Genomic DNA, 25,308 nt, shown 5'->3' with positions numbered 1-25,308 from the left:
GTTGCGCAAACCCTTACTATGCTGGCAGTAAGGCTATAGGGGATAGCATTGGCCAGCAGACCGCGCTACTCAGCAGAATTCATAACGCTCGCGGACATCTACCGCGCCTACCGAAAAGCGAAGGCTGAAGCGTTCTACGAGGGAATGCATTGCGACCCACTGAAGTTTGACGCCTATGAGCGCAACCTTGGTGTAAACCTCAAGGCGCTGCAAAGCCGCCTTGAGCGGGGCGACTGGGTGGACGACACCAGGTTCATCGGTGGGTACGCTTACGTCCCCAAATCAATCACTGAGCCTGACTCTTGGAAGTCGGGGTCTATGCATTTCTCGATCTCTGATGTTACCGATGATTGGAGTCATCGTTATCAAGAATCGTCGCGAGAACGCGCCCGCGCCGACTTCCGACTAGTTATTCGGGCCTCGATCGAGTATCAAATCGTTTCTGCTCTATGGATCATCAAGGCCGGTGAAGGCTACGACGCGAAGCTCGATCCTAAATGCACCTACGGTAACAGGTTGCGTCGTGCAGGGTCATCGAAACACAGCGCGGGCGTAGTCAACGAAGAGTGTGCAGGCTTATTTGTTCCATACTTCGGCGCGTACAGCGCCTGGCGAAAGCGTGGTCTTCAAGCAATGCGCACAGCCCTCGTTCGGGACCTCCCGATTATCTCCGTGACAATGGATATTCGGCGCTTCTATCACAACGTGTCCCCTACGTTTCTTCTAGCGCCCGAGTTTATGGAAGTGTGCGGCGTCCATCTAAGCGAAGATCAGAGATTATTTACTCAAGATTTCATCGAAAGCATCCAGAATTGGTACCGAAGGACTCCCGACGCCAAGGTGCGTCCAGAAGGCGGCCTTCCAGTGGGCCTGTCTGCGTCGAAGATCATCTCAAACCTTGTATTGGTTGAATTTGACCGGCTTATCCAGAAAAAACTCAAGCCAATCTACTACGGCCGATACGTCGACGACCTTTTCCTTGTGTGTTCACGAGATGCTGGAATTAGCTCCGGGCGAGACTTCCTCAAGTGGATCGCTGAGCTCTCCCCGAAATCGTTGAAGGTAATCAGTGGAGACCGCAGTCCACCGACGCTGCTCTTCGCACCGCCATATGCCGAGGACTCACTTATCGAGTTTTCCGGTGACAAACAGAAAATCTTCGTGCTATCCGGGCGACAGGGCCTGGATCTGATCGACCAAATCGAGGATCAGATCAAGCAGAAGTCAAGCGAGCATCGACTCCTTCCGGACCTCCCTGAGGACGACAGTGAGATGATTTCGAAGGCCTTGCTTGCCACTCCTGATGCGACGTTAGAGGCTGATGCACTTCGAAAAGCTGACGTTGTGTCAGTTCGGAGGCTAGGCTTTGCTCTTCTTCTTCGGGACATCGAAGCTCATGCACGCGATCTAAAGCCGAGGGCTTGGCTTAGTCAGCGAAGTGCCTTCTACGGTCTCGTGCTTCGCCACGTCCTAACACCAAGGGGATTCTTTAATTATCACGCGTACTTGGATCGTGTCTTCGGGCTGATGGTCGCTTGCGGCGACCACGAGTTCGCGAGCCAGTTTCTTGACGCCTTTGAAAGGGTCGCAACGCTAATTAAATCTACCTCGACTGCCGGGACAGATCAGGCAAAGGCCTTTAGAAGCTGCCTAAAGTTTTACGGCGAAGGCTTCTACAGAACGGCAATCCAGTCGTCAACTGTTGGCGGATTCAAGTTCTCGCCAGAGTTTCTTGGTGTTCTTCGTAAGATCAAGAGGACTTACGACGTTCGCGGCGTGCCGCAGGCTAAGAATACAGTAAAGGACCTTTCCGAGCGCGTTCTTCGATGTGATTTCGGAAGACGTTCCTATAAGGACTTTTGGTTCGAGGATAATCGTGATTCGGGACGCCAGCCTCCGGTGTCGAAAGACAAGAACGTACTGCGCGCGCTCCGCCTGGCTGGAATCACTAGATTTCGCAAACGCGTAACAAGCGGGCTCAAGAGACCGTATTGGCCTGCGATAGCATTTCCGACGCGGCCGTTATCTGTTGCAGAGATTATTTTCTCAGCACCGGCTCTTCTTGAAAGTCCGGTGCAGCTAGAAGACGCAATTTTCTCGCTTCGGGGCGCGCGAATCCGGATTGACCGTGCTCCACGGATGTCGAGAAACGAACTTCGCCCACACGTAAACAGTCTCTCCATACCATATAGGTCGAAGCCAACCTATAAGGTTGCGCTAACCAGCTTCCTCTCAAGCGACGAGCAATGGAATCGCGCGCTCCTTAAATCTCCAGATCTTGGTGTTAGACGTTACAAACGAATTCATCGACTCATCAATGACATTCTTCGATGTGATGAGCCTGTGGATTACATTGTATTTCCCGAGGCCAGCTTGCCCCGCCGCTGGGCAATTCCGGTGTCCATTAAGCTTGCTAAGCTCGGGATCTCGGTTCTCTGCGGACTAGAGAACTGGAAGCGAACTGGCGCCGTTCGAAACGACGCATTGATCTCGTTGGCCAGCCGCTGGCCGGGATATGGATCACATGTCTTGTATGCTCAGCCAAAGATGATTCCCGCCCATCACGAGGCGGAAGCTGTTGAGAACGCTGGACGCGTCTTCTACAAGCCTCCATGCATTGAAGAATGCAGGCCAATATTTCGGCACGGGTCGCACTTCTTCAGTGTCTTGCTGTGTAGCGACCTCACCAATATAGACAATCGTCGACACGCACAGGGCTTCGTGGATAGTGTGTTTGCACTTGAATGGAACCCCGATACGACGTCTTTCTCAGCACTTGTTGAGTCCGCAGCGCTAGATGTTCATGCGTACGTTGTGCAGGTCAATAATCGCAGGTACGGCGACAGCCGGGTTAGAGCCCCTTTTCGTCGCGACTTCGAGCGAGATGTCGTTCGCGTGAAGGGGGGGGATGAGGACTACTTTGTGGTTGCCTCTCTCAACGTCGCGGCCCTCAGATCCTTCCATAGGGCAGCAACAATATCGAAAGACGATCTCTACAAACCGCTTCCCATCGGATTTGAGATGTCAATTGATAGAGAGCTCGAGGTTTAGGGTACGGCCTCGCAACGTACGAGAGGGCCACTCGGCCCAAGGGAGCGGCGCGAACATTTGATGTCATCGGATTGCCGAGCCGACGCTCCCGCTTTCAGTGACAGATCGAACTAGCGTCCGATGCTGGTCAAGTCACTCATCCTCTACGCGGCGCACGAGCACTAAATCGTGCTCGGGCTCCGTGTAATGGATAAGACCAAAACTCCCGAACTCGATCATGACGCCTGCCCCGAGGTAGGCCCACTGATCGGACGAATATTCGGCAGCACTCCCGTATTGACCGCCGTCGATATCGCAAACTACCGTACCCAGCTTTCCTCCCAAGGAAACGATGTCGCCTAGCTGGCTGACTTGTCCGTCGCAATACTTCATTGGGCACTCCGGAAGATATTCGATTGGGATCGAGCCGGGCACAGGCCGGTACCAGCCTGTTCGGCCCCGCCGAACATATTTGAACACCCATTGTTCATCCCTGTCAGTCCCCGATCAATATTGTTCTTGGTAGCTTGAATCCATCGGCGCGACGCGTTGGAAGCCATCGGCTTTTCGCTCCGCTCGCGCACTGGTTCAACAGGCTACGGAGATAGATATGCAGATCGGATTCATCGGTCTTGGGAGCATGGGCTCCGCCATGGCCCGCAACCTGGTGAAGGCAGGCCATGAGGTGCATGCGTGGAATCGCAGTCGCGTCGATCCCGACGCGGTGCCCGGGGTGACGCTTCTCGACAGTCCGCAGGACGCGTTCCGCGCGGAGGTGGTCTTCACGATGTTGTCGGATGACGCGGTCATCCGCGAGGTCGTGCTGGATGCCGGCCTGCTTCGCGATGCGCGTCCTGGGTTGATCCACGTCGTCACCTCGACGATCTCGGTCGCGTTCGCACGGGAACTGGCTGGGCTTCATGAGGCCGCGGGCCTCGGCTACGTGTCGGCGCCGGTGCTTGGCCGACCGAATGTCGCGGCGAACGGGCAGCTCAACATCCTCGCCGCTGGCAAGCCCGCCACGATCGCCGCCATCGAGCCCGTGCTCGCGCCGCTCAGCAAGAAGGTGTGGAAGCTGGGCGACGACCCGGTGCGGGCCAACGCCGCCAAACTCGCGGCGAACATGATGATCGCGATGGCGATCGAGGCGATGGTGGAAGGCGTCGCGCTCACCGAGAGCGTCGGCCTCGATCGCGCCGATTTCTTCGAGCTCATCCTCGGCACGCTGTTCGCCGGCCGAGCTTATGAGAGCTATAGCGCGCAGATGACCGAGCGCAACTTCGAGCCCGGCTTCAAGGCGAAGCTCGCGCTCAAGGACATGCGCCTCGCCAGCGCGCTGGGCGAGGAATCCGGTCGCCCCCTGCCGATGCTCGACGTCGTTCGCGAGCGGCTGACGCGCGTCGTGTCGGCCGGCCTCGGCGAGAAGGACTGGTCGATCATGGCCGAGGTCGACCAAGCCGGCGACGGGTCGACGTCGTCGTCCGGCCGCAGCGTGGAGGGACACGCATGAAGACCTGGCTCATCACCGGCTGCTCGAGTGGCTTCGGCCAGCGACTCGCGCTCGCCGCCGCGGCGCGTGGCGATCGGGTGGTCGCGACCGCCCGCAACGTCGACGCGATCCGCGACATGGCCGTGCCCTTCGAGGGGCGCATGCTCGCCCTGCCCCTCGACGTGACCCGCGTGGAATCGATCGATGCCGCGGTCGCGACGGCTCTCGAGACATTCGGCACGATCGACGTTCTCGTCAACAACGCCGGCTATGGTCTGTTCGGCGCGATCGAAGAGGGCACGCCGGAGGAATATCGCCCGCTGTTCGAGGTGAACGTCTTCGGCCTGATCGAAACGACACGCGCCGTGCTGCCGACCCTGCGACGCAACGGCGGCACGATCGTCAACATGTCCTCGGGCGCGGGCGTCGCCGGCAGTGGCGGCGGTGGCTATTACAACGCCAGCAAGTTCGCCGTCGAAGGTCTGTCCGAAGCGCTGTCGGGTGAGCTCGCACCGTTCGGCGTGCGGGTGATCCTCGCCGAACCCGGCCCGTTCCGTACGGAGTTCCTGGGTCGCTCGATCACGATGGCGGCGAACGAGATGCCTGAATACGCGGCAAGTTCGCGGCGCCGGTATCGCGAAACGAACGACGGCAAGCAGGCGGGCGATCCCGATAAGGCCGTGGCCGTGATCCTGCAGGCCATCGATGACGACGAGCCGCCGCTGCATCTTCCGCTCGGCCCCGTGGCTCACGCGATCGTCGAGCGAAAGCTGGCCTCGTTGCGCCACGACGTCGACGCATGGCGCGACGTGTCGATCGACACCGATTTCGATAACCCATGAGCACGGGCGCTCGCCCCGCGATGGAGTCAAGCATGTTCCCCACGTTACCCGGCTTCACCCAGCAACTGGTTCCGGTCAACGGCATCCGGATCAATGCCGTCACGGGCGGCGAAGGCACGCCCATCCTCCTGCTCCACGGATGGCCCGAAACCTGGTGGGAGTGGCATCACGTGATGCCGTTACTCGCCAGGCATCACAGCGTGGTCGCCATCGACCTTCGCGGTGCGGGCTTCTCCGATTGCCCGCTGGACGGCTACGACAAGGCGACGATGGCGCGCGACGCGCATGAGGTGATGCGCGCGCTCGGCCATGAACGCTACGCGGTGTGCGGCCACGACATCGGCGGCATGGTCGCGCTGCCGCAGGCGGCGCTGTTCCGGGACGCGGTCACGCATCTCGCGGTTCTCGACGTTCCGCTTCCGGGATGGAGCGGATGGGAGGAGACCATCGCGAAGCTGTGGCACTTCTCGTTCCATATGAATCGCGATCTGCCGGAGCGGATGATCCATGGACGCGAGTACGACTACGTCTCGGCGTTCATGGCCGAGCGGTTCCACGACCACAGCCGCTTCGATCCGGCCGATGTCGAGATCTTCGCCAAAGCCATGGCGCTACCCGGCCGCACACGCGGCGGCATGGAGTGGTACCGGACGCTCACCGCGGACCACGCCGCGTCGCTCGAATACAAGAAGCAGCCCCTGGACATACCCGTCCTCGCGCTGGGCGGCGACCAGCGCTTCGGCCCACGGATGGTACCCATGCTGCGCGAGTTCGCGAGCGACGTCACGGGCGGCTCGATCGCGCAGTGCAGCCACTACGTCGCGGACGAACGGCCCGATGAGGTCGCCGCGGCACTGATCGATTTCCTGGGCGCCCGGTGATCCGGGACGACCTCGGCACGCTTCACGTCAACACCCTAACCCAATGGAGACCATCATGTCTGCACCTGAAATCCGCGGCGTCAACCACGTCGGCATCACCGTTCCGGACATCGAAGCGGCGAAAGCGTTCCTCATCGAGGCCTTCGGCGGCCAGCTCCTCTATCAGTCGTTCGGACCGCAGGATCCGCCGCGACAGGGCCCCGAGTTCGAGCGTGCGGTTGGCGCCTACCCGGGCACCGTCGTCCGCGCCCAGGCGATGGTGAAGATCGGCACCGGCCCCGACATCGAGCTGTTCGAGATGCACGGTCCGGAACAGGCGCAGCCGATCCGCGCCAGCGACTTCGGCATCACGCATTTCGCGCTGTACACCGACGACATCGACGCCTCCGTCGCGCGCTTCGAGAAGGCGGGTGGCAAGGCGCTCACCGCGCCTCGCGCCATTCCGTACGCCACCGAGAAGGGACCGGGCAACAAGGTCTGCTACTGTCAGATGCCGTGGGGCACGACGATGGAGTTCATCACCACGCCCGATCGCATGCCCTACCACGATCAGACGGACCTGCGTCGTTGGCAGGACGAGGGTTGATTGAAGCCGGAAGCGCCGACGGTACGGCTCACACGAGGATCGACGAATGCCATCCATGGTGCGGGCTGCCGCGGCGCTTCTCCTGCTTCTCTCCACGGCCCATGCACAGGTGGCGCCGGTCGATCCCGTCCAGCGCGGCAGTGACATACCGAAGGCATGGCAGGAACCGGCTCGCGATGACGATTTCGTCAGGCGCGAGGTGATGATCCCGATGCGTGACGGCGTGAAGCTGCATACGGTGATCGTCATCCCGCGTGGCGCGACGGGCGAACCGATGCTGCTCGAACGCACGCCATACGATGCGAGCTCGTTCGTATCCGACGGCGGCGCAAGGCTCCGCGATCGCCTGCTCCCGGGCGATCGCGTCTGGGCCGACAACGGCTACATCCTCGTCGCGCAGGACGTACGCGGCAAGTACGGTTCGGAAGGCACGTACGTCATGACGAGGCCTCCCATCGGTCCGCTCAATCCCACGAAGACCGACGACACGACCGATGCCTACGACACGATCGACTGGCTGGTGAAGCATGTGCCCGAAAGCAACGGTCGCGTCGGCATGATCGGTTCGTCGTACGACGGCTGGGCGGTCGTCATGGCGTTGTTGCATCCGCACCCGGCACTGAAGGTGGCGGCACCCGAGAGTCCGATGATCGACGGCTGGATGGGCGACGACTGGTTTCAGCACGGGGCCTTCCGTCAGAAGATGTTCGACTACGTCGTCGAGCAAACCACCGCGAAGGGAAAAGGACGCGCCGTTCCCCGGACGGGGCGCGACGATTACCAGGAAATGCTCGACGCCGGCTCGGCAGGTGCATACGCCGCGCTGCACGGCATCGATCGGCTTCCATGGTGGCAACGCCTGTCGAGCCATCCCGCCTACGACGCGCTCTGGCAGGGCCAGGCGCTCGACCGACTCGTCGCCGCACATCCCTCGTCGGTTCCAACCATGTGGGTGCAGGGACTATGGGATCAGGAAGACATCTACGGCGCCGTCCATAGCTGGGAAGCGCTGAAGGCGAAGAGGATGGCGGCGACCAATCACCTCGCCATGGGGCCCTGGTACCACAGCCAGGTGAACGGCCGCGCCGATGCGCTCGGCCCCTTGCGCTGGAGCGGCGACACCGCGGCCTGGTTTCGCAGCGAGGTACTGCTGCCCTTCTTCGATACCTATCTTCGCGATCGCAAGCCGGCGCGGCCCACGCCGCACGTGATCATCTACAACCCGGCGGAGGATCGCTGGGAGCGCTTCGCCGACTGGCCCGGCGCCGGTCCCGACGAACTCACGCCGATGTACCTGCAACCGGAGGGCGGCCTCGCGCGCACGCTCCCCGACGCGGGTCGCGACAATTACGTCTCCGATCCCGCCAAGCCGGTACCGTTCGAGCCACTGCCGATCCGCATGGGCGATCACGCGAGCTGGTCGACGTGGCTGGTGCAGGATCAGCGCTTCGTATCCACGCGGCCCGACGTGATGAGCTACCAGACGCCGATCCTCGAGGCGCCGGTGCATGTTCAGGGCGCACCTGTCGCCGACATCTTCATGAGCACCACGGGAAGCGACGCCGATGTGGTCGTGAAGATCGTCGACGTCTACCCGGCCAGCAACGCCGACGCGCCGGAACTGTCCGGCTACCAGCTTCCCGTGAGCCTCGCGATGTTCCGTGGGCGTTACCGGAAGAGCTTCGAACATCCCTCCGCCATCGATCCGGGCGTCGTGCAGGAATACAGGTTCCGACTGCCGACGATCAATTACACGTTCAGGCCGGGCCATCGTCTCATGGTCCAGGTGCAGTCGTCGCTTTTCCCGCTCTACGATCGCAACCCACAAACATATGTGCCCAACATTTTTTTCGCGCAACCGCATGACTATCGGCCCGCGACAGTGACGATCGAGCATGGCAGTCAGGGACCGAGCGCCGTCTTGCTTCCGATTGTGCCGTCGTCCACCGCGATCGCGCCGTAGCGCATCGAAACGCGCGAAACCATGCGCACGCGTACGTCGTTTCACGCACGTCGAAAAGCCGCCCAGACACCCAGACGGCCACCGCTGAAATCACTTCCGTGAAGTATCGACGCGCATCAATGTGAGAATCCGGCCCCACTCTGTGATAAGAACACGTGCTTATCATGGGGATTCGGGGCCTCGTCCCGAACGCTAACTGGCAACCACTCGGGAGACAGCACAGAGCATGACGGACGAACCGAAGACCGAATCAGGGGCGAACGACCGCGCGAGCGACGCGCGCACGGACACCCAGGGGAACATCCAGCTTTCACGCCGCAGCTTCATCACGGGCACCGCTATCGCGGCGACGGGACTCATGATCGTCCCACGCCACGTCCTCGGCGGCGTGGGTCACACGGCACCCAGCGACAAGCTCAACATCGCCGGCATCGGCGTCGGCGGCATGGGCGCGAGCAACATCCGCAACCTCGCCAGCCAGAACATCGTGGCGCTGTGCGATGTCGACTGGGGTTACACCGACAAGTCGTTCCACAAGATGTTCGACAGCCTGGGCAAGGCGCAGGCGCGGCTCGACAAGGCGAAGACGCCCGCCGAGCGCAAGAAGGTGCAGGAGGACATCGAGCACATTCGCCTGCTCTCGCGCCAGTATGGCTCGATCAAGCGCCATACCGACTTCCGCCGGATGCTCGACGAGCAGAAGGACATCGACGCGGTGGTCATCGCCACGCCGGACCACCTGCACGCGACGATCGCCAGCGCGGCGATGAGCCACGGCAAGCACGTCTATCTTCAGAAGCCGTTGACGTGGTCGATCCACGAAGCGCGCTTCCTGTCGAAGAAGGCCATCGACAACCCGCGCATCGTCACGCAGATGGGCAACCAGGGGCACTCGTCCGACGACGCGCGCCTGGTCAACGATTACATCGCCGCCAACGCGATCGGCGAGGTCCGCGAAGTCCACGCATGGACGAACCGTCCGCTCGCGTACTGGCCGCAGGGCATTCCCCGCCCGGTCGCCGTGCCGCCCCCGGGTCCCGCGGATTGGGACATGAACGCGGTGACGGCCCGCCTCGCCAACGCGATGGTCGGCAACTACCCGCTGCCGAAGGGTCTGGAGTGGGACCTCTTCCTCGGCCCGGGGCCGGAAGTCGGCTATCACCCGGTCTATCACCCGTTCAACTGGCGCGGCTGGGTGGACTGGGGCGTGGGCGCCATCGGCGACATGGGCGCGCACCTGCTCGACTCGCCATTCTGGTCGCTCGACCTCGGCCTGCCCACCGCCATCGAAACGGTCTCGACGCCGTTCGACAAGGCCTCGTACCCGATGGCCACGATGACGCACTTCGACTTCCCGGCGCGCGGCGACAAGCCGCCGGTGAAGCTCACCTGGTACGACGGCGGGCTGGTGCCGCCGGGCCTCGAAGCGCTCGGCGCCGGCCAGATGCCCGACGGCGGCACGCTCTACGTCGGCTCGAAGGGCAAGCTCGTGCACGAAACCTACGGCGACAACCCGCGTCTGCTGCCGAAGTCGCTGCACGACTCGGTCGGCACGCCGCCGCAGACCGTCGCGCGCATCAAGACGTCCCACGAGATGAACTGGGTGGATGCATGCAAGGGCAAGGGCGAGGCGACGTCGCCGTTCCCGTATGCCGCCAAGCTCACGGAAATCATGCTGCTGGGCGTCGTGGCCCTACGCGCGGGCGGCCGCATCGAGTACGACGCGGCCAACATGCGCATCACCAACCTGGCGGACGCCAACCAGTACCTGACCCGCGAGTACCGCAAGGGCTGGACCCTTTAAGGCTGGCCACCGGCGCGCAGGGACGCGCGCCGTCCGGGCACCGCCCGGTTTTCACATGATCCTTTGTAGGCTGCGCCGCGAGCCGGCCCCGTCCATGCCGGTCAAAGGATCCCATGTCGATCGAACCCGCCCTGCTGCTGACCCTGATGCTCGTGATCGGGTTCTTCTGCCAGTGGCTGGCGTGGCGCGTGCGCCTGCCCGCCATCCTGTTCCTGCTGCTCGCCGGCATCGTCGCCGGACCAGTCACCGGGCTGCTGCGGCCCGACAAGCTCATGGGCGACCTGCTGTTCCCGGTCGTGTCGCTGGCGGTCGCGGTGATCCTGTTCGAGGGGAGCCTGACGCTCCGCTTCCATGAGCTCAAAGGCATCGGCCATGCCGTCCGTGGGCTCGTATCCTACGGCGCCCTCCTGGCCCTGGCGCTGCTCGCCGCGGCGGCGCATGTCATCGGCGGGCTGGGCTGGGAGCTCTCGTTCCTGTTCGGCGCGCTCACCTGCGTGACGGGTCCCACGGTCATCGCGCCCATGCTGCGGACCGTCCGCCCGAACGCGCGCATCGCGAACGTGCTGCGCTGGGAAGGCATCGTGATCGATCCCATCGGGGCGCTGTTCGCGGTGCTGGTGTACGAGGCGATCGCGTCGCATCGCGAGGGCCATTCGCTGCAGGTGTTCCTCGGCACGATCGCGTGCGGCGCGGTGACGGGCGGCATCGCCGCGTTCCTGCACGGCAACCTCCTGCGGCGCCACTGGATTCCCGAGTACCTGCAGAACTTCGGCACGCTGGCCGCCGTGCTCATGACGTTCAGCCTGTCGAACGCGATCGCCCACGAGTCGGGCCTGCTCGCCGTGACGATCATGGGCATCGCGCTCGGCAACATGCGCGACGTGCACATCGACGACATCATGGATTTCAAGGAGCACCTGACGACGCTGCTGGTGTCCACGCTCTTCATCCTGCTGGCGGCGCGACTCGACTGGCCGCTTCCCGACGGCGCGCTCGTCGCCGGGCTCGCGATCTTCGCGGTGGCGCAGGTCGTGATCCGTCCGCTGTCGGTCTTCGTCTCCACCCTCGGCAGCGAACTGACGTGGCGCGAGCGCGCGCTCATCGGCTGGATCGCACCGCGCGGTATCGTCGCCGCGTCGGTCTCCGCCCTGTTCGCCATACGCATGGAGGAGACCGGCATGAACGGCGCGGACAGGCTCGTCCCGCTCGTCTTCCTCATGATCATCGGCACCGTGGTGTTCCAGAGCGCGACGGCGCGTCCGCTCGCGCGCTGGTTCAAGGTGGCCGAGCCCGAGCCGCGCGGCGTGCTGCTGTACGGCGCCAACGCCGTCGCCATCGAGGTGGCGCGGGCGCTGCATGCCATCGAGGGCCTGCGTGTCGTCGTCGCGGACGACGACTGGCATGGCATCCGGACCGTCCGCATGGAAGGCGTGCCGACGTTTTTCGGCAATCCCGCCTCGCAGGCCGCCGACCGCCACCTCGATCTCGCCGGCATCGGGCACCTGCTCGCGATGTCGACGCATCGCGAGCTGAATTCGCTGGTGAGCGTGCACTACCGCGAAGAATTCGGTCGCGACAAGGTGTTCCGTCTGCGCAATCTGTCGCCGGAGGAAAGCCATGGCCGCGTGTCGCTGGCGAGCAGCCTGCTCGCGCCGGCGCTGTTCGCCGAGGACATGACGCACGACCGCTTCGACGACCTGCTGCGCGACGGCTGGCGCGTGAAGACTACGCGCCTCAGCGAGACCTTCGACTGGACGGCATTCCTGGCCCGGTACGGCAGCGACGCCCTGCCGCTCTTCGGCGTCGAGCCGCGCGGCGACCTGCGCATCGCCACGGGTCCGCACCCTCTCGCGCCCCGCCCCGGCTGGACGGTGATCGCGCTCGTGCCGCCCCAGGCGAACGAGGCCTCAGACGGGACGTGAGTCCCGGCGGCACGGCCCCGTGGAGCCACGCACCACGAGCTCGGCCGAGAGGACGCGCTTGCGCGGCGGCACCTCGGGATCGTTGAGGATCTCGATCAGCATCGTCATGGCCTCGCGGCCCAGGGCGTTCTTCGGCTGCGACAGCGTCGTCAGCGCGGGCGTGGTGTAGCGCGAGAAGCGGATGTCGTCGAAGCCGACCACCGACACATCCTCCGGCACGCGCAGCCCGCGCGAGATCAATGCGCGCATCGCGCCGATGGCCATCTCGTCGTTGGAGCAGAACACGGCGGTGAAGGCGCCACCCTGCGCAAGCAGGTGATCGACCGCGCGCTCCCCGGCCTCGATGGAGAAGTCGCCCACCGCGGCCAGCGCCGGATTCGCGCGGATGCCGGCACGCTTCAGTCCCAGCTGGTAGCCCTCTTCGCGATCGACGCAGATGGGACTCGACGACGGGCCCGCGACGAACGCGATATCGCGATGGCCGAGGCTCACGAGGTAGTCGACGGCGGTGGCGGCGGCCGCCACGTTGTCCACGTACACGCTCGAGATCGAACGATCCTTCACGTATTCGCAGGCGTTGACGATCGGCAGGCGACCATCCACCGGGATGGTCGGTATGCGGTGGAACATGGTGATGATGCCGTCCGCCTGCCGCGCGGCCACCATGTCGGCGTACGCCTGTTCGCGGACGAGGTTGCTCTGCGTTTCACCGAGCAGCACGGAATAGCCGTTCTCGTAAGCGACCTGCTCGATGCCGCGGATCACTTCCGAGAAGAACGGATTGGCGATATCGGGAAGCAGCGCGACGATCAGGCGCGTGCGCGCCGTGCGCAGGTTGCGTGCGAGCGCGTTCGGCGTGTAGCCCAGCCGCTTGACGATCTCGTGGATGCGCTGGCGGGTTTCCTCACTGACGATTTCCGGACGCTGCAGCGCGCGCGACACCGTTGCGACGGAAACTTTCGCGATCGCGGCGATCTCCTTGACCGTACGCACGCGTACCGTCTGCGGCGCAACATGAGCGCCACGGCCCTTGCCGCTTTTCTTCTTCGGTCCTGGTCGCTCGACGCTCACCCGATCTCATCCCGTTCCTGCGTGGACGTGAACGAGCGAAACGCCGCTCGCACCGTTCCCTATATGTTGCGGTGCAACGTAACGGCTTGCATAAAACCGTTGCAGGGCTCTTCACCCATCTGATACATATCTTGGCATGTTCATGGCGCGCGACCCGCAAGCCGCCTGTTGAACCTCACACATCCCGTTCATGGTGAAGGACTTCGGGTCCACCGGCCATGCGGATGTAATCGAATACATTTTCAACGGCGGTGGGCCGTTGGGGGAAGCATGGCAAGCCAGTCGATTTCGACAAGCGCCAGGGTAACCGACCGGTGACGCCCGGCATGGATTCGTGCCCCTCGTCGGCACCCAAAGACTCGGAAAACTCTCTCATGATGACTCGCAGGCAGTTTCTTGCGCGGTCCGCGCTGTGCGGCACGGCGTTGGGGCTCGGTCTCGGCACGTCCGGGAAACTTCTCGCCGCCGCATCCGCGGGCAAGACGATGGGCATCCAGCTCTACATGGTGCTCGACGCGTACCAGAAGGATCCCGTCGGCACGCTCAAGACGCTGAAGTCGATCGGCTACGCCGAGATCGAGGCGATCGTCACCACCACCGCCGAAACGCTGCGCGACCAGCTGAAGGAAGCGGGCCTCGCCTGCCCCAGCATGCATTTCGACAGCATGGGTTTCGACAAGGGCATCGATGCCGCGCACGTGCTCGGGTCGAAGTACATCGTCAGCAGCATGCTGCCCGCGACGATGCAGAAGGAAAAAGGCGGCCAGGGCAAGCTCACCTATACGCTCGACGATGCAAAGCGCACGGCGGAGTACGCCAATCGTCTCGCCGAGAAGGCGAAGAAGGCCGGCCTGCAGTACGCGTATCACAACCACCACGACGAGTTCACCGACGTGGGTGGCGGCAAGACGTTCTTCGACGTGCTGCTCGCGGAAACGGATCCGAAGCTCGTGCAGTTCGAACTGGACTGCGGCTGGGTCCACGCCGGCGGCAAGAACCCGGCCGACTACTTCAAGGCCAACCCGGGCCGCATCCCGCTGATGCACGCGAAGGATTTCCTGCCCGGCAACGCGAAGGACTATCCCGGCGCCGAACTCGGTCGCGGCACGCTCGACTATAAGCCGATCATGGCCGCCGCCGACGCGGCCGGCCTGAAGCATTGCTTCGTCGAGCAGGAAGGCCCGTTCGCCCGCATGAGCTCGCTCGACGCCGCGCGCGTCGACTTCGATTACCTGCGCCCGCTGCGCTAAGGAACCCGTATGGAAAAGAACACATTCGACGCCATCGTCGTCGGTACCGGCGTGAGCGGCGGTTGGGCCGCCAAGGAACTCACGGAGAAGGGCGTCAAGACGCTCGTCCTCGATCGTGGCCCGATGGTGAAGCACCTCGACTACCCGACGGCCATGAAGGCGCCGTGGGAACTGCCGTACGGCGACGAGCCGACGCAGGAAGACCTCGCGCGCTGGCCGAAGCACACGCGCCCCTCGTTCTACGGCATCACGCAGTCCACGAAGCACTGGTTCGTCGACGACATCGACAATCCGTACGAGGAGACCAAGCCGTTCGACTGGTTCCGCGGCTATCACGTCGGCGGCCGCTCGCTGATGTGGGGCCGGCAGAGCTATCGCCTCAGCCCGATGGACTTCGAGGCGAACGGCAAGGAAGGCGTGGGCGTGGACTGGCCCATCCGTTACGACGACCTCGCTCCGTGGTACGACCACGTCGAGCACTTCATCGGCGTCAGCGGCAACAACGACCACCTGGCCCAGCTGCCGGACGGCGACTTCCTGCCGCCCATGGACCTCAACTGCGTCGAGAAGGACTTCCAGAGCAAGCTCGACGCGAAGTTCAACCGCAAGCTCATCATCGGCCGCACGGCCAACCTCTCCGCGCCGCTCAAGCACGACCAGAGCCCCCAGCGCGGCACCTGCCAGTACCGCAACCTGTGCATGCGCGGTTGTCCGTTCGGCGGCTACTTCAGCAGCAACTCGTCCACCCTGCCCTCCGCGGAGCGCACCGGCAACATGACGATGGTGACCAACGCCATCGTCTACGAGCTGATCTACGACAACGACAAGGGCAAGGCGACGGGCGTTCGCGTGCTGGACGCGGAGACCGGCAAGCAGACCGAGTACTTCGCCAAGGTGATCTTCATGTGCGCGTCGACCTTCGGCACCGCGCACATCCTGATGAACTCGACCTCGACGCGCTTCCCGAACGGCTTCGGCAACGACAGCGGCGAGCTCGGCCACAACATCATGGACCACCTCTTCGGCACCGGCGCGCGCGCCATGGTCGAGGGCCATGAAGACCGCTACTACTCCGGCCGCCGCCCCACCGGCTTCTACATTCCCCGCTATCGCAACATCGGCGCCGACAAGCAGAAGTACCTCCGTGGCTTCGGTTTCCAGGGTGGCGCCGGTCGTCAGGACTGGACGCGCCTCGTCGAGCAGCAGGCGCTGGGCGAAGACCTCAAGCGCGCCGCGCAGGAGCCCGGCCCGTGGTACGTCTCGATGATGGGCTTCGGCGAGATGCTGCCGTCGCACAAGAATTTCGTCACGCTCGACCGCAACCACAAGGACAAGTACGGCCTGCCGGTGCTCAACTTCGACGCCGCGCACCAGGAGAACGAAATCCTGATGAGCAAGGCGATCATCGAGGACGCGATGGAGATGCTGACCGGCGCCGGTTATCGCGACGTCGGCTCGTTCTCCATGAAGGCCAACGTCGGCGCCGGCATCCACGAGATGGGTACCGCGCGCATGGGCCGCGATCCGAAAACGTCGGTGCTCAATGGCTGGAACCAGATGCACGCGTGCAAGAACGTCTTCGTGACGGACGGCTCGGCCATGGCGTCGTCCGCCTGCCAGAATCCGTCCCTCACCTACATGGCGATGACCGCGCGCGCGGCCAACTACGCCGTGGAAGAACTCAAGCGCGGCAACATCTGAGGACCGACCCATGAATCGTCGCGAATGGTTGAAAAGCATGTCCACGCTGGCCGTCGGTGCCATCGCGGGCCCCTCGTTGCTCGCGGTGTTCGACGCGCATGCCGCGGCGAAGGCGCCGGGCGCCAAGCCGCAGTTCTTCAATCCGGCGCAGTACACGCTGGTCGGCACCGTCGCCGACATCGTGATTCCGCGTACCGATACCCCAGGCGCGACCGACGCCGGCGTGCCGCTGTTCATCGACCAGCTGTTCTTCGCGGTCTACGCGAAGCCCGACCAGGCGCGCTACACCACCGCCATGGCGGCCTTCGACAAGGCGGGCGGCAAGCCGTTCCAGCAGCTCGACCCCGCGCAGCGCAAGGCGCTCGTGGGGCGGCTGCACAAGGAAGCGCTCGCCGTGCCCAAGGGCGGCAAGATCCCGCCGGCCGCCGACTTCGTGCTGATGACCAAGAAGCTCACGATGCTGGGCTTCTTCCTCTCGCAGCCGGGCTGCACGCAGGTGCTTCAATACGCCGCCGTGCCCGCCCAGTGGAAGGCCGACATCCCGCTGTCCGAGGCCGGCAACGGCCGGGCGTGGGCCGTCGAGGCGGAACTGAAGATCTGACGGGAAGACACTCGCCACATGAGCATGCCTGACGACACGACCGATATCGGCCGCCGCTCCGCCCTGAGCCGCCTCGCCACCGCCGCCGCGCTGGCCGGCGCCGCGCCGCTCCTCGCTTCCGCCCAGGCGGTCGCCGGGAAAGCACCTTCGCCGGCACCCGGCGGTGGACGCCTCAAGCAGTCGCTCAGCCGCTGGACGTCCAAGGCGCCGCTGCCCGAACTGTGCAAGCGCCTGAAGACGATCGGCTTCACCGGTGTCGACCTGCTCTACGCGGACGAGTGGTCGGTGGTGGCCGATCACGGCATGGCCGTGTCGATGGGCTATCCCGCCAAGCGCGACAACTTCATCGAGATGGGCTTCAACGATCCGGCGAACCACGCGACGCTGATCAAGGAGATCGAGACCACGATCCCGCTCGCGAAGCGCGCCGGCGTCACCAACATCATCACCATGTTCGGCAACCGCAAGGCCGGCATCGACGACCAGCGCGCGATCGACAACTGCATCGCCGGCCTGTCGAAGATCGCGCCCTACGCCACGGAGAACGGCATCACGCTGTGCCTCGAGCTGCTCAACAGCAAGGTGGACCACCACGGCTACCAGGGCGACCACACGGCGTTCGGCGTGGCGGTGACGAAGGGTCTGAATTCGCCCAACGTCAAGCTGCTCTACGACATCTACCACATGCAGATCATGGAAGGCGACGTGATCCGCACGATCCGCGACAACATCCAGTGGATCGGTCACTTCCATACCGGCGGCGTGCCCGGTCGCCACGAGATCGACGGCACGCAGGAGCTGAATTACCGCGCCGTCGCGACCGCGATCGCGGACCTCAAGTACCAGGGCTTCATCGCGCACGAATTCATGCCGACCCACGCGGATCCGTTCGACTCGTTCGCCGAGGCGTTCCGGATCTGCGCTGTCTGACCCCCTCCCCAAGGAACGCCCATGAAACAGTTCAATCCGACGGCCCTCGCCCTCGCTGCCATCGCCACCCTCGGCGCGACGTCCGCCGTGGCGCAGGACGATCCGAAGGCCACGGAGCAGTGGGAACCGGTACCCAAGGTCGTCACGCCGGGCGCGACGGACAGCGCGCCGCCGTCCGACGCCGTCGTGCTCTTCGACGGCCGCAGCCTGGCCGGCTGGGAAATGTCGAAGGACCAGTCGCCCGCCGCCTGGAAGGTGCACGACGGCATCGTCACGGTCGACAAGACCACGGGCAACATCCAGACCAAGCAGCGCTTCCGCAACTACCAGCTGCACCTGGAATGGCAGATTCCGAAAGACATCACGGGTGAAGGCCAGGGCCGCGGCAACAGCGGCATCTTCCTCGCCTCCACCGGTCCGGGCGACGAGGGTTACGAAGTCCAGATCATGGATTCGTACCAGAACAAGACCTACGTCAACGGCCAGGCCGCGAGCATCTACAAGCAGACCGCGCCGCTCGTGAACGCCGCGCGCCGCCCGGGCGAGTGGCAGAGCTACGACATCGTCTGGACGGCGCCCGTGTTCGCCGCCGACGGCTCGGTGAAGTCGCCGGCGTACGTCACGCTGTATCACAACGGCGTGCTCGTGCAGAACCACACCGAACTCACCGGCGAAACCTTCTACATCGGCAAGCCGAAGTACAAGGCGTACACCGACGCGCCGATCAAGCTCCAGGCCCACGGCGACCACTCGCAGCCGATCAGCTTCCGCAACATCTGGGTCCGGCCGCTGAACTGAGCTAAAGAGCGTTACACGATGGGGTGATCCTGCGATCGAAGGTGACGTCGATCGACGTACAAGATCGGCCGGTTCGGCCGCTCTTGTCTGATGGGTGACAAGTGACGTCATCACATATGGCTCGATGCCAGGGGGCAAGGGAATGTCGATAAGGTACGTTGCGAGGCTGGCTGCTTTCGGCGCATCGCAGCTCTGCGCGGTTTCGGCCTTCAGCCAGGACATCGCCTACCCTCGTGGCGCCGATGGCAGGCCGACCTCGCAAGCGCCGGGCCTCACCGCTCGCGGGACGCCTGACCGGGGACCCATTTCGGTGAATGTAGCGCTACTACGGGAAGGTCCGGACGATGTACTGTCGATTCGGCTTTCCAACACGAGCGCTCATGTCGTCGAGATCGATCTGCGCGAGTCCCCGTGCAGTTCCACGGAACTTGCCACCATGGCTTTCGTAGGAAAGGGCGCGGTCGGCGTTCCACGGGAGCGCATAGGCATCGTGGAGTACGTGCTTCCCGTGAAGAAGGTGATCGAACCAGGTTCGACGCACACGTGCACGTTCTCGATCAGCCGATGGTACGACGGCAGGTGGAAGCCCGCCGATCGGCCGGATGTGAAGATATTCTGGGCCTTCGAGCCGCCCGAAGACGGCGTCTTCGATAAGAAGCTCTATGGGGGAGTGGTCAAGCTCCCGCAGCCCGGCCGCTGAATTGATCCGGATCACTCCGCGACGGCCGGGGCCTGCGAAGGTCCCAGCCATTGCAGCACCCGGCGTATCCACGCCCCTGCCGCATTACGATTCCAGACGAGCGTCGCGACGCTCTCCGCCGGCATGTCGTACTCGATCCGGTTCGCGCCCTGGGCGATCGACACGCGCCGCGCTTTCTTGTTGATGTTCACCAGGACGAGCACGTAGGCGTCGTCGCTCTCGTTCTGGAAGGCGACGTTGGCGATGTTCTTGTCGGCGTCGGTATCCGTGGACTTCAGGCGCACCGCGCCCCGCGTCACGAACTTGCTGAAGTGCGCGATCGCGTAGTACTCGTCGTTGCGCGTGACGGTCCCGGTCTGCGAATCGATCGTGACGATGCCCTTGCACAGCGCGCAGCCGCCGAAGTGCGGCCCATGGTTTTCGTCCAGCGCGAGGTTCCAGTAGATGGCCCCCTTCGCCCACTGGCGGATGCCGGTGACGAGGAGGTTGCGCGAGAACCAGAGCAGCTCGCCGTTGACGCTCAGCTCCCAGTCGCCACCGGAACACTCCGTGATGTAGGTGTTCTTGTCGGGATGGGCGCGGTGCACGCGCCCCTGCTCGTGCTGGCTGCCTTCGTAGCAATGCCATGCCACGCCGTCGACGTAACGTGCCGCGGCGGGATCGCCGAGCACCGCCAGCGGTTGCTCGGGATGGCTCCAGTTGTGATCCCAGTCGAGGATGCGTGTCGGCGGCCGGCGCCCGGCAAGCTTCGGGCCCAGATATTTCGCGATGATGCGGGCGCGCTGCTCGGGGCCCATGAGCATCCCCGGGTAGCTGATGGGCGAGAAGGCGGGCTCATTCTGCAGCGTCAACGCGGCGATGGGAATGCCGTAGCCACGATACGTGTCGACGTACTTCACGAGGTAGTCGGCGTAGACGCTCTCGTATTGCTCCTGGAGTTCGCCGCCGATGAGGTTCTCGTTCGTCTTCATCCACGCCGGCGCCGTCCACGGCGAGGCGACCACGAACAGGTCCGGCTCGATCGCCATCGCTTCCTGGACGACGGGGATCACGTCCTCCTCGTTGGCCGTGACATCGAAGCGGCGCAGCGTCGGGTCGGTCTGGCCGAACGGGATGTCGTCGAGCGTGTAGAGGCGCAACGAGAAGTCCGACGCGCCGATCGTGAGGCGCATCATGTCGAGGTTGAGGTTCGGTGGCGGTCCGTACAGTTCCCGCAACAGCTCGCGTCGCCGCGGCGCGTCCAGTTTCGTGTGAAGAAGCCACGCGGAGGCGTCCGTCATCGCCGCGCCGAAACCGACCATGGTCTGGTAGCGCGCGCTGGCGTCGATCGCGATGTCGGCGGGCGACGCGTCGTTCGGACGCACGACCAGGTCGGACTGCCGGGCGAGCTTGAGCCGGTGATCGGCCGTGCTCAGCCACACCTCCACGCGGGAGGCGACCGGCGGCGCGGGGGCGGCGTCCACGGCGACCGCCGCAGGTGAGCGGAACGACGGCGCGAGGACCGCGCCCAGGCTGAGCAGCGACACGAGCGCGACGACGATGGCGATCGCACGACGGGACTCCGTCCGTCGCTCATCCATGGATCACGGCCGCACCGGAGGCGGCGTACGGGGAAGGAAGCCGTGCGCGCATGGGGGCATCATAGCGGCGAACGGGGGGCCTTGCCGATGTCCTCGGCCCTTCGGTTCAGGAGAGGGCGCTAACGGCGTCTAACAGCATATAACTGGCCGCCGCGAAGCAAGGCGCGCAGGCTGTGGTCGATTCCTCCCGAGGAGGTGGATCGATGAACCGCCCGATGTCCTTTCCCATTCGCTTCGCCCTGCCGCATGGGCTCGCCGCGCGCATCATGCTGCTGCAATGCGCGGGTATCTTCTTCGCGCAAGTGGCCTGCGTGCTCCTCATTCTGGCCGGGGCGCCCGTCGCCGTCGGCGCCACGGTCGCGTTCGTGTCGATGCTGCCGTGGACGTGGCATGCGATCGGCGTCGCCGTGCGCCCGCTCAACGAGACGGCCGAGCTGCTCGAACGCTTCGATCCGGCGTACGTGCTCCCGCCGCCACCGGCGAGCGCGTCGGCCGACATGGCGCGGACGACCCACGCGCTGCGCGCGATCCACCTGCGCGTACGTGATCACGTGGCGGAGCGGCTGGCGTTCCTCTCCGCGATCGCGCACGACCTGCAGACGCCCATCGCGCGCATGCGTCTTCGCGTCGAGGCCATGGAAGAGGTGCCCGGGCGGCCGTATGTGATCGACGATCTGCACCGCATGGAGCGCCTCGTCCGCGACGGGGTCCGCTATGCGCGCTGCGCCGAAGCGCCGAGCGAGTCACCGGTGAAGCTCTGCCTCATCGCCTTCGTCGACAGCCTCGCGTGCGATTACAGGGACGCGGGGAAGCCGGTCGCGTTCGCGGCGGTGCCCTCCCTCGTAATCCACACCTGCCCCAACGACCTCCGGCGCATCCTCGCCAACCTCGTCGACAACGCGGTGAAGCACGGCGGGCATGCGGAGCTCAGCATCCACAGAACGGAGTCGGGCGCCGTGGGCATCGACGTGTCGGACCGTGGCCCGGGCATCCCCGAACACGAGCTGGACGCCGTCCTGCGCCCGCTCTATCGCGTGCGCCGTGGCACCGACCCCGACACCGAAGGATCCGGACTCGGTCTCGCGATCGCGCATCGGCTGGCGCTCAACCTCGGCGGCCGGTTGCGCCTCGCCAACCGCGACGCCGGTGGCCTATGCGTCACCCTGCTGCTGCCCTGCGCCGACGTCGACCATCAACGCGCCGAGCTCGCGCAGGTCCCGCGTATCGGCACCTTCGACGAAGGCATCGCGGTATGACACCAGGAGCGCGTCCGCCTCGGCGTGGCGCGACGTGGAACGCCAGTGACGCGCGAGGTCCATCGCGCAGCGAAGCGCCCACGCCGATGCCGACTGCGCCGTGGCGAGATCGAGCGCGCGCTGAAGCGTCTCCTCGAACGTGCTGTCGGAAGCGCCCAGCCGCCGCGACACCGCGGCCTTGAGTCGAAGCAGTTCGGGCAGCGCGAAGGCTTCGCCTGTGCGCTCGCAGTGCGCGATGCTCGCCTCGACGAGCTCCTGCGCTTCGAGGGGTCTGTCGCTGGAGAGCAACGCCTCGATCAGGGCGATCTCGAACGTGGTCGTCAGCAGTTCGTAGCGCATCGCCTTCAGTCGCGCGAGGCTGTCGCGGATCGTGTCCACGGCCCGACCGGAACAGCCACCGAGTACCTGCACGATGCCTTGGAAACCGTCCGCCGCCGCGATGTACGGGCGGAAGATGTTCGCGTTCGCGGCGACCGAGAACGTGGAGAGCGCTTCCTTCACGCGATCGATCTCGCCCGTCCAGATGTGCACCGAAAGCGTCCAGATCAACGCGATGCAGTGGGTGACCGGATGATCGAGCGCGACGGCTTCGCGCAACGCGCGGTGTACCCAGTGCCGCGCCTGGTCGGCGTGCCCCTGTAGCCACAGCGTGCGCGCCAGCGCGATGCATGAGCGATTGCGGTGATCGAATCCGTAGTGGATCGTGCGACTGAGCTCGGAGGGCAGGCTGTAGCGCAGCGAAAGCTCGAGCGAGCGCCGTGCGGCCGCCTGGTCGCCCAGCAGGTGCTGCGACACGCCGGCGAGCGACGCCGCGACCGCGATGGCCTCCGGTTCGTCGATCGCGCGGCCGACCTCGGTGGCGAGTTCGGCCCACGCGAGCGACGCCGCGAAGTCGCCGAGGCGTTCCTCGTAGATCTGCAGCCGGCCGAGGATGCGCAGCTGGTCCCAGGGACGGTCCAGTGCCTGGGCGATCTCGAGCGCACGGCGCAGGGCGACTCCCGTCGCATCGGTATTGCCGAGCGTGAACATGCGCACGAGTCCGAGCGCGGCCTGCAACTCGAACTCCACCGCCGTGCCCACGTACGGCATCCCGAGGAGGTTCAGCGCGCGCTCGCACCACGTGCGGCATTCCGCCATGAACGAGAAGCGCAGGAAAAGCCGCGAGCTGACGGTGGCGAGGGGGATGGCGATGGTGCTTTCGCCCTGCGGGCCGAAGCTCCATTCCAGCGCGCTGCGCACGTTGCCGAACTGGCAACTGAGCCGCATCGACTCGCGCACCGCTTCCTCGCCCGTTTCGCCGAGCGAGTCGAGCACACGCAGGAAGTACGCCGCGTGCCGGCGCTGCAGTGCGCGCACCTCCGCGTCGCCGTGCCGTGCCATGCGCTCGCGCGCGTAAGCTCGGGTCATTTCCAGCAAGCGGAACGAGCCGGCCGCGACGCCGCGATCCACGGCCACGAGGCCCTTGGCCGCGAGGGCGTCGAGGGTCGCGATCGCGGTGTCCGCGTCCATGCGCGCGTCGGCGAGGACATGCGCGGTCGCGTCGAAGGAAAACGGGCCGACGAACACCGACAGCCGATCGAAGGCGAGCCGCTCGGCGGTGGAGAGCAGCTCGTAACTCCAGTCCAGGGTCGCGCGCAACGTCTGCTGCCGCGGTACCGCCGTACGCCGGCCGGACCAGCCGAGGCTGAAACGCTCGCCGAGCATGGCGTGCGTCGCCGCGACCCCATGCGTGCCCACGCGCAGCGCCGCCAGTTCGATGGGCAGCGCCATGCCGTCGAGTCGCCGGCAGATGTCGGCGATCAGGCGTCGATCTTCAGGGCCCGGCTCGGGCATCGCGCTACCCGCCCGCGCGCGCTCGATGAAGAGCTCCATGGCGGGAAAGGCGAGCAGGTCGTCCGGAACGCCGTCCCCTTCCGCGGGAAAGGCGAGCGGGTCGAGCCAGTGCACGTGCTCGTCGGTCGCGCGCAGCGGCTCGCGACTGGTGGCGAGGATGCCGACGCCGGGCGCCGACGATCGTACGCGTTCCAGCGTCACCGATGCGGCGTCGACGACGTGCTCGCAGTTGTCCACGACGATCAGGAGCGTCGAGGCGCGCAGGTGCGCGATGAGGACGCTCACCGGATCGTCGGTTTGCACCGGTATCTCGAGGGCGCTCGCGAGCGCGAAGGGAACGAGCGCGGGATCCTCGACCTGCGCGAGATCCACGAAGCGCACGGTGCGGCCTTCGTCGACGAGCCGGTGTCCCACTTCGACGGCGAGGCTCGTCTTGCCGACCCCGCCGGCGCCGGCGATCGTGTAGAGCACCGATGTTCCGAGGCGGTCGAGCACGCGCGCGACGTCGTTCGCGCGACCGATCAGCCGCGCGCGACGCGGCAGCCGTCCGGCGCCCGCGACGAGACCGCCATGCACCGGCGTGGCCAGAGGCATGGACGCTTCGGCGAAGACGCGCTGCACGGGCGCGACGAACGCGTAACCGACGCCCACCTGCGTGGCGATGTAGCGGGCCCCGGCCTCGCCGTCACCGAGGATCTTGCGCAACGATGTCATGTGGAAGCGCAGGCTGCCTTCCTCGACGACCACGTCGGGCCAGACGCGCCGGATGATGTCGCGCTTCGTCAGTACGCGGCCCGGACGCTCGACGAGCGCGACGAGAAGGTCCAGCGCCCGGCCGCCGATGTCGACCGGCTGGCCATCGCGCAGCAGCCGTCGCTCGACCGGCAACAGCCGGAACGGGCCGAAGACCACCTCGGCACCCTCCACCTGCACGTCGTCGGAGATGGTGCCCATGTGTCGCTTCCCGGCCTTTCGTCAACGAAGACGGGGAACTATCGGAAGAACGCGCGTGCCATGCAACCCTACGAAAGGGTGGTCGTGGGACGATTCCATCGCGGCTTGGACGAAAGC

Annotated in this window: 19 protein-coding genes; 15 read left to right on the top strand and 4 right to left on the bottom strand. The window is 65.0% G+C overall.

The annotated features are described in order from the left end of the window. Window positions 1–48: 48 nt before the first annotated feature. Window positions 49–3,051, top strand: coding sequence for an RNA-directed DNA polymerase (locus BMY69_RS02185; protein ID WP_143070367.1), 3,003 nt, complete (start codon window positions 49–51; stop codon window positions 3,049–3,051). Between the two features lie 132 nt (window positions 3,052–3,183). Here the strand turns inward: BMY69_RS02185 and BMY69_RS02180 are convergent, their stop codons facing one another. Further along, the gene (locus BMY69_RS02180; protein WP_090175188.1) at window positions 3,184–3,423 is read right to left on the bottom strand and encodes a hypothetical protein; all 240 of its coding nucleotides are present in this window, start codon (window positions 3,421–3,423) and stop codon (window positions 3,184–3,186) included. 217 nt (window positions 3,424–3,640) lie between these two features. On the opposite strand from BMY69_RS02180, the gene BMY69_RS02175 reads away from it, so the two are divergent. From BMY69_RS02175 to BMY69_RS02145, 7 genes are all read left to right on the top strand, one after another. Beyond that, on the top strand, window positions 3,641–4,540 hold the full coding sequence (locus tag BMY69_RS02175; RefSeq protein ID WP_090175187.1) for an NAD(P)-dependent oxidoreductase: 900 nt from the start codon (window positions 3,641–3,643) through the stop codon (window positions 4,538–4,540). Continuing rightward, on the top strand, window positions 4,537–5,361 hold the full coding sequence (locus BMY69_RS02170) for an oxidoreductase (RefSeq protein ID WP_090175186.1): 825 nt from the start codon (window positions 4,537–4,539) through the stop codon (window positions 5,359–5,361). Before BMY69_RS02175 ends, BMY69_RS02170 begins: the two co-directional genes overlap by 4 nt. A gap of 32 nt (window positions 5,362–5,393) precedes the next feature. Further along, entirely contained in the window at window positions 5,394–6,242 is an 849-nt protein-coding gene (locus BMY69_RS02165) for an alpha/beta fold hydrolase (RefSeq protein ID WP_090175185.1), read from the top strand. Between the two features lie 55 nt (window positions 6,243–6,297). After that, the gene (locus BMY69_RS02160) at window positions 6,298–6,828 is read left to right on the top strand and encodes a VOC family protein (RefSeq protein ID WP_090175184.1); all 531 of its coding nucleotides are present in this window, start codon (window positions 6,298–6,300) and stop codon (window positions 6,826–6,828) included. 46 nt (window positions 6,829–6,874) lie between these two features. After that, a complete protein-coding gene (locus tag BMY69_RS02155) occupies window positions 6,875–8,791 on the top strand; it encodes a CocE/NonD family hydrolase (RefSeq protein WP_090175183.1) in 1,917 nt (638 codons plus the stop codon). A gap of 226 nt (window positions 8,792–9,017) precedes the next feature. Next, entirely contained in the window at window positions 9,018–10,595 is a 1,578-nt protein-coding gene (locus BMY69_RS02150) for a Gfo/Idh/MocA family protein (protein ID WP_090175182.1), read from the top strand. Window positions 10,596–10,708: 113 nt separating this feature from the next. Beyond that, window positions 10,709–12,517 (top strand): cation:proton antiporter, encoded by a 1,809-nt coding sequence (locus BMY69_RS02145; RefSeq protein ID WP_090175181.1) that lies wholly within the window; start codon window positions 10,709–10,711, stop codon window positions 12,515–12,517. On the opposite strand, the gene BMY69_RS02140 is transcribed toward BMY69_RS02145, so the two are convergent. Beyond that, entirely contained in the window at window positions 12,503–13,510 is a 1,008-nt protein-coding gene (locus tag BMY69_RS02140) for a LacI family DNA-binding transcriptional regulator (RefSeq protein ID WP_090175564.1), read from the bottom strand. The two genes, BMY69_RS02145 and BMY69_RS02140, sit on opposite strands and share 15 nt — an antisense overlap. A 452-nt stretch (window positions 13,511–13,962) precedes the next feature. Here BMY69_RS02140 and BMY69_RS02135 point away from each other — a divergent pair, with 452 nt between their 5' ends. The 6 genes from BMY69_RS02135 to BMY69_RS02110 all read left to right on the top strand — a co-directional run bounded on the left by BMY69_RS02135 (window position 13,963) and on the right by BMY69_RS02110 (window position 19,568). After that, complete coding sequence (locus BMY69_RS02135; protein WP_090175180.1) at window positions 13,963–14,838, top strand: sugar phosphate isomerase/epimerase family protein; 876 nt, start codon at window positions 13,963–13,965, stop codon at window positions 14,836–14,838. Between the two features lie 9 nt (window positions 14,839–14,847). After that, the gene (locus tag BMY69_RS02130; RefSeq protein ID WP_090058763.1) at window positions 14,848–16,539 is read left to right on the top strand and encodes a GMC oxidoreductase; all 1,692 of its coding nucleotides are present in this window, start codon (window positions 14,848–14,850) and stop codon (window positions 16,537–16,539) included. 10 nt (window positions 16,540–16,549) lie between these two features. Beyond that, window positions 16,550–17,140 (top strand): gluconate 2-dehydrogenase subunit 3 family protein, encoded by a 591-nt coding sequence (locus BMY69_RS02125; protein WP_090175179.1) that lies wholly within the window; start codon window positions 16,550–16,552, stop codon window positions 17,138–17,140. Window positions 17,141–17,158: 18 nt separating this feature from the next. Next, window positions 17,159–18,070 (top strand): hydroxypyruvate isomerase family protein, encoded by a 912-nt coding sequence (locus BMY69_RS02120; protein WP_255364432.1) that lies wholly within the window; start codon window positions 17,159–17,161, stop codon window positions 18,068–18,070. 21 nt (window positions 18,071–18,091) lie between these two features. Further along, window positions 18,092–18,868: a 3-keto-disaccharide hydrolase gene (locus BMY69_RS02115; protein WP_090175178.1), complete on the top strand. Its 777-nt coding sequence runs from the start codon at window positions 18,092–18,094 to the stop codon at window positions 18,866–18,868. A 436-nt stretch (window positions 18,869–19,304) separates the two neighbouring features. Continuing rightward, the gene (locus BMY69_RS02110; RefSeq protein WP_090175177.1) at window positions 19,305–19,568 is read left to right on the top strand and encodes a hypothetical protein; all 264 of its coding nucleotides are present in this window, start codon (window positions 19,305–19,307) and stop codon (window positions 19,566–19,568) included. Window positions 19,569–19,579: 11 nt separating this feature from the next. Here the strand turns inward: BMY69_RS02110 and BMY69_RS02105 are convergent, their stop codons facing one another. After that, window positions 19,580–21,148 (bottom strand): glycoside hydrolase family 30 protein, encoded by a 1,569-nt coding sequence (locus BMY69_RS02105; RefSeq protein ID WP_090175176.1) that lies wholly within the window; start codon window positions 21,146–21,148, stop codon window positions 19,580–19,582. A gap of 215 nt (window positions 21,149–21,363) precedes the next feature. Here BMY69_RS02105 and BMY69_RS02100 point away from each other — a divergent pair, with 215 nt between their 5' ends. Next, window positions 21,364–22,404 carry a sensor histidine kinase gene (locus BMY69_RS02100; protein ID WP_177191049.1) on the top strand — a complete coding sequence of 347 codons (1,041 nt, stop codon included), beginning with the start codon at window positions 21,364–21,366 and terminating at the stop codon, window positions 22,402–22,404. On the opposite strand, the gene BMY69_RS02095 is transcribed toward BMY69_RS02100, so the two are convergent. Then, a complete protein-coding gene (locus tag BMY69_RS02095) occupies window positions 22,300–25,191 on the bottom strand; it encodes an ATP-binding protein (protein WP_090175174.1) in 2,892 nt (963 codons plus the stop codon). The genes BMY69_RS02100 and BMY69_RS02095 overlap by 105 nt on opposite strands. Window positions 25,192–25,308: the final 117 nt, after the last annotated feature.

Origin of the sequence: Luteibacter sp. UNC138MFCol5.1 (assembly GCF_900110505.1) — a bacterium.
Taxonomy (GTDB): Bacteria; Pseudomonadota; Gammaproteobacteria; order Xanthomonadales; family Rhodanobacteraceae; genus Luteibacter.
The sequence above is the reverse complement of the archived record's forward strand: the minus strand, read 5'-3'. Positions and strand labels throughout refer to the sequence as shown.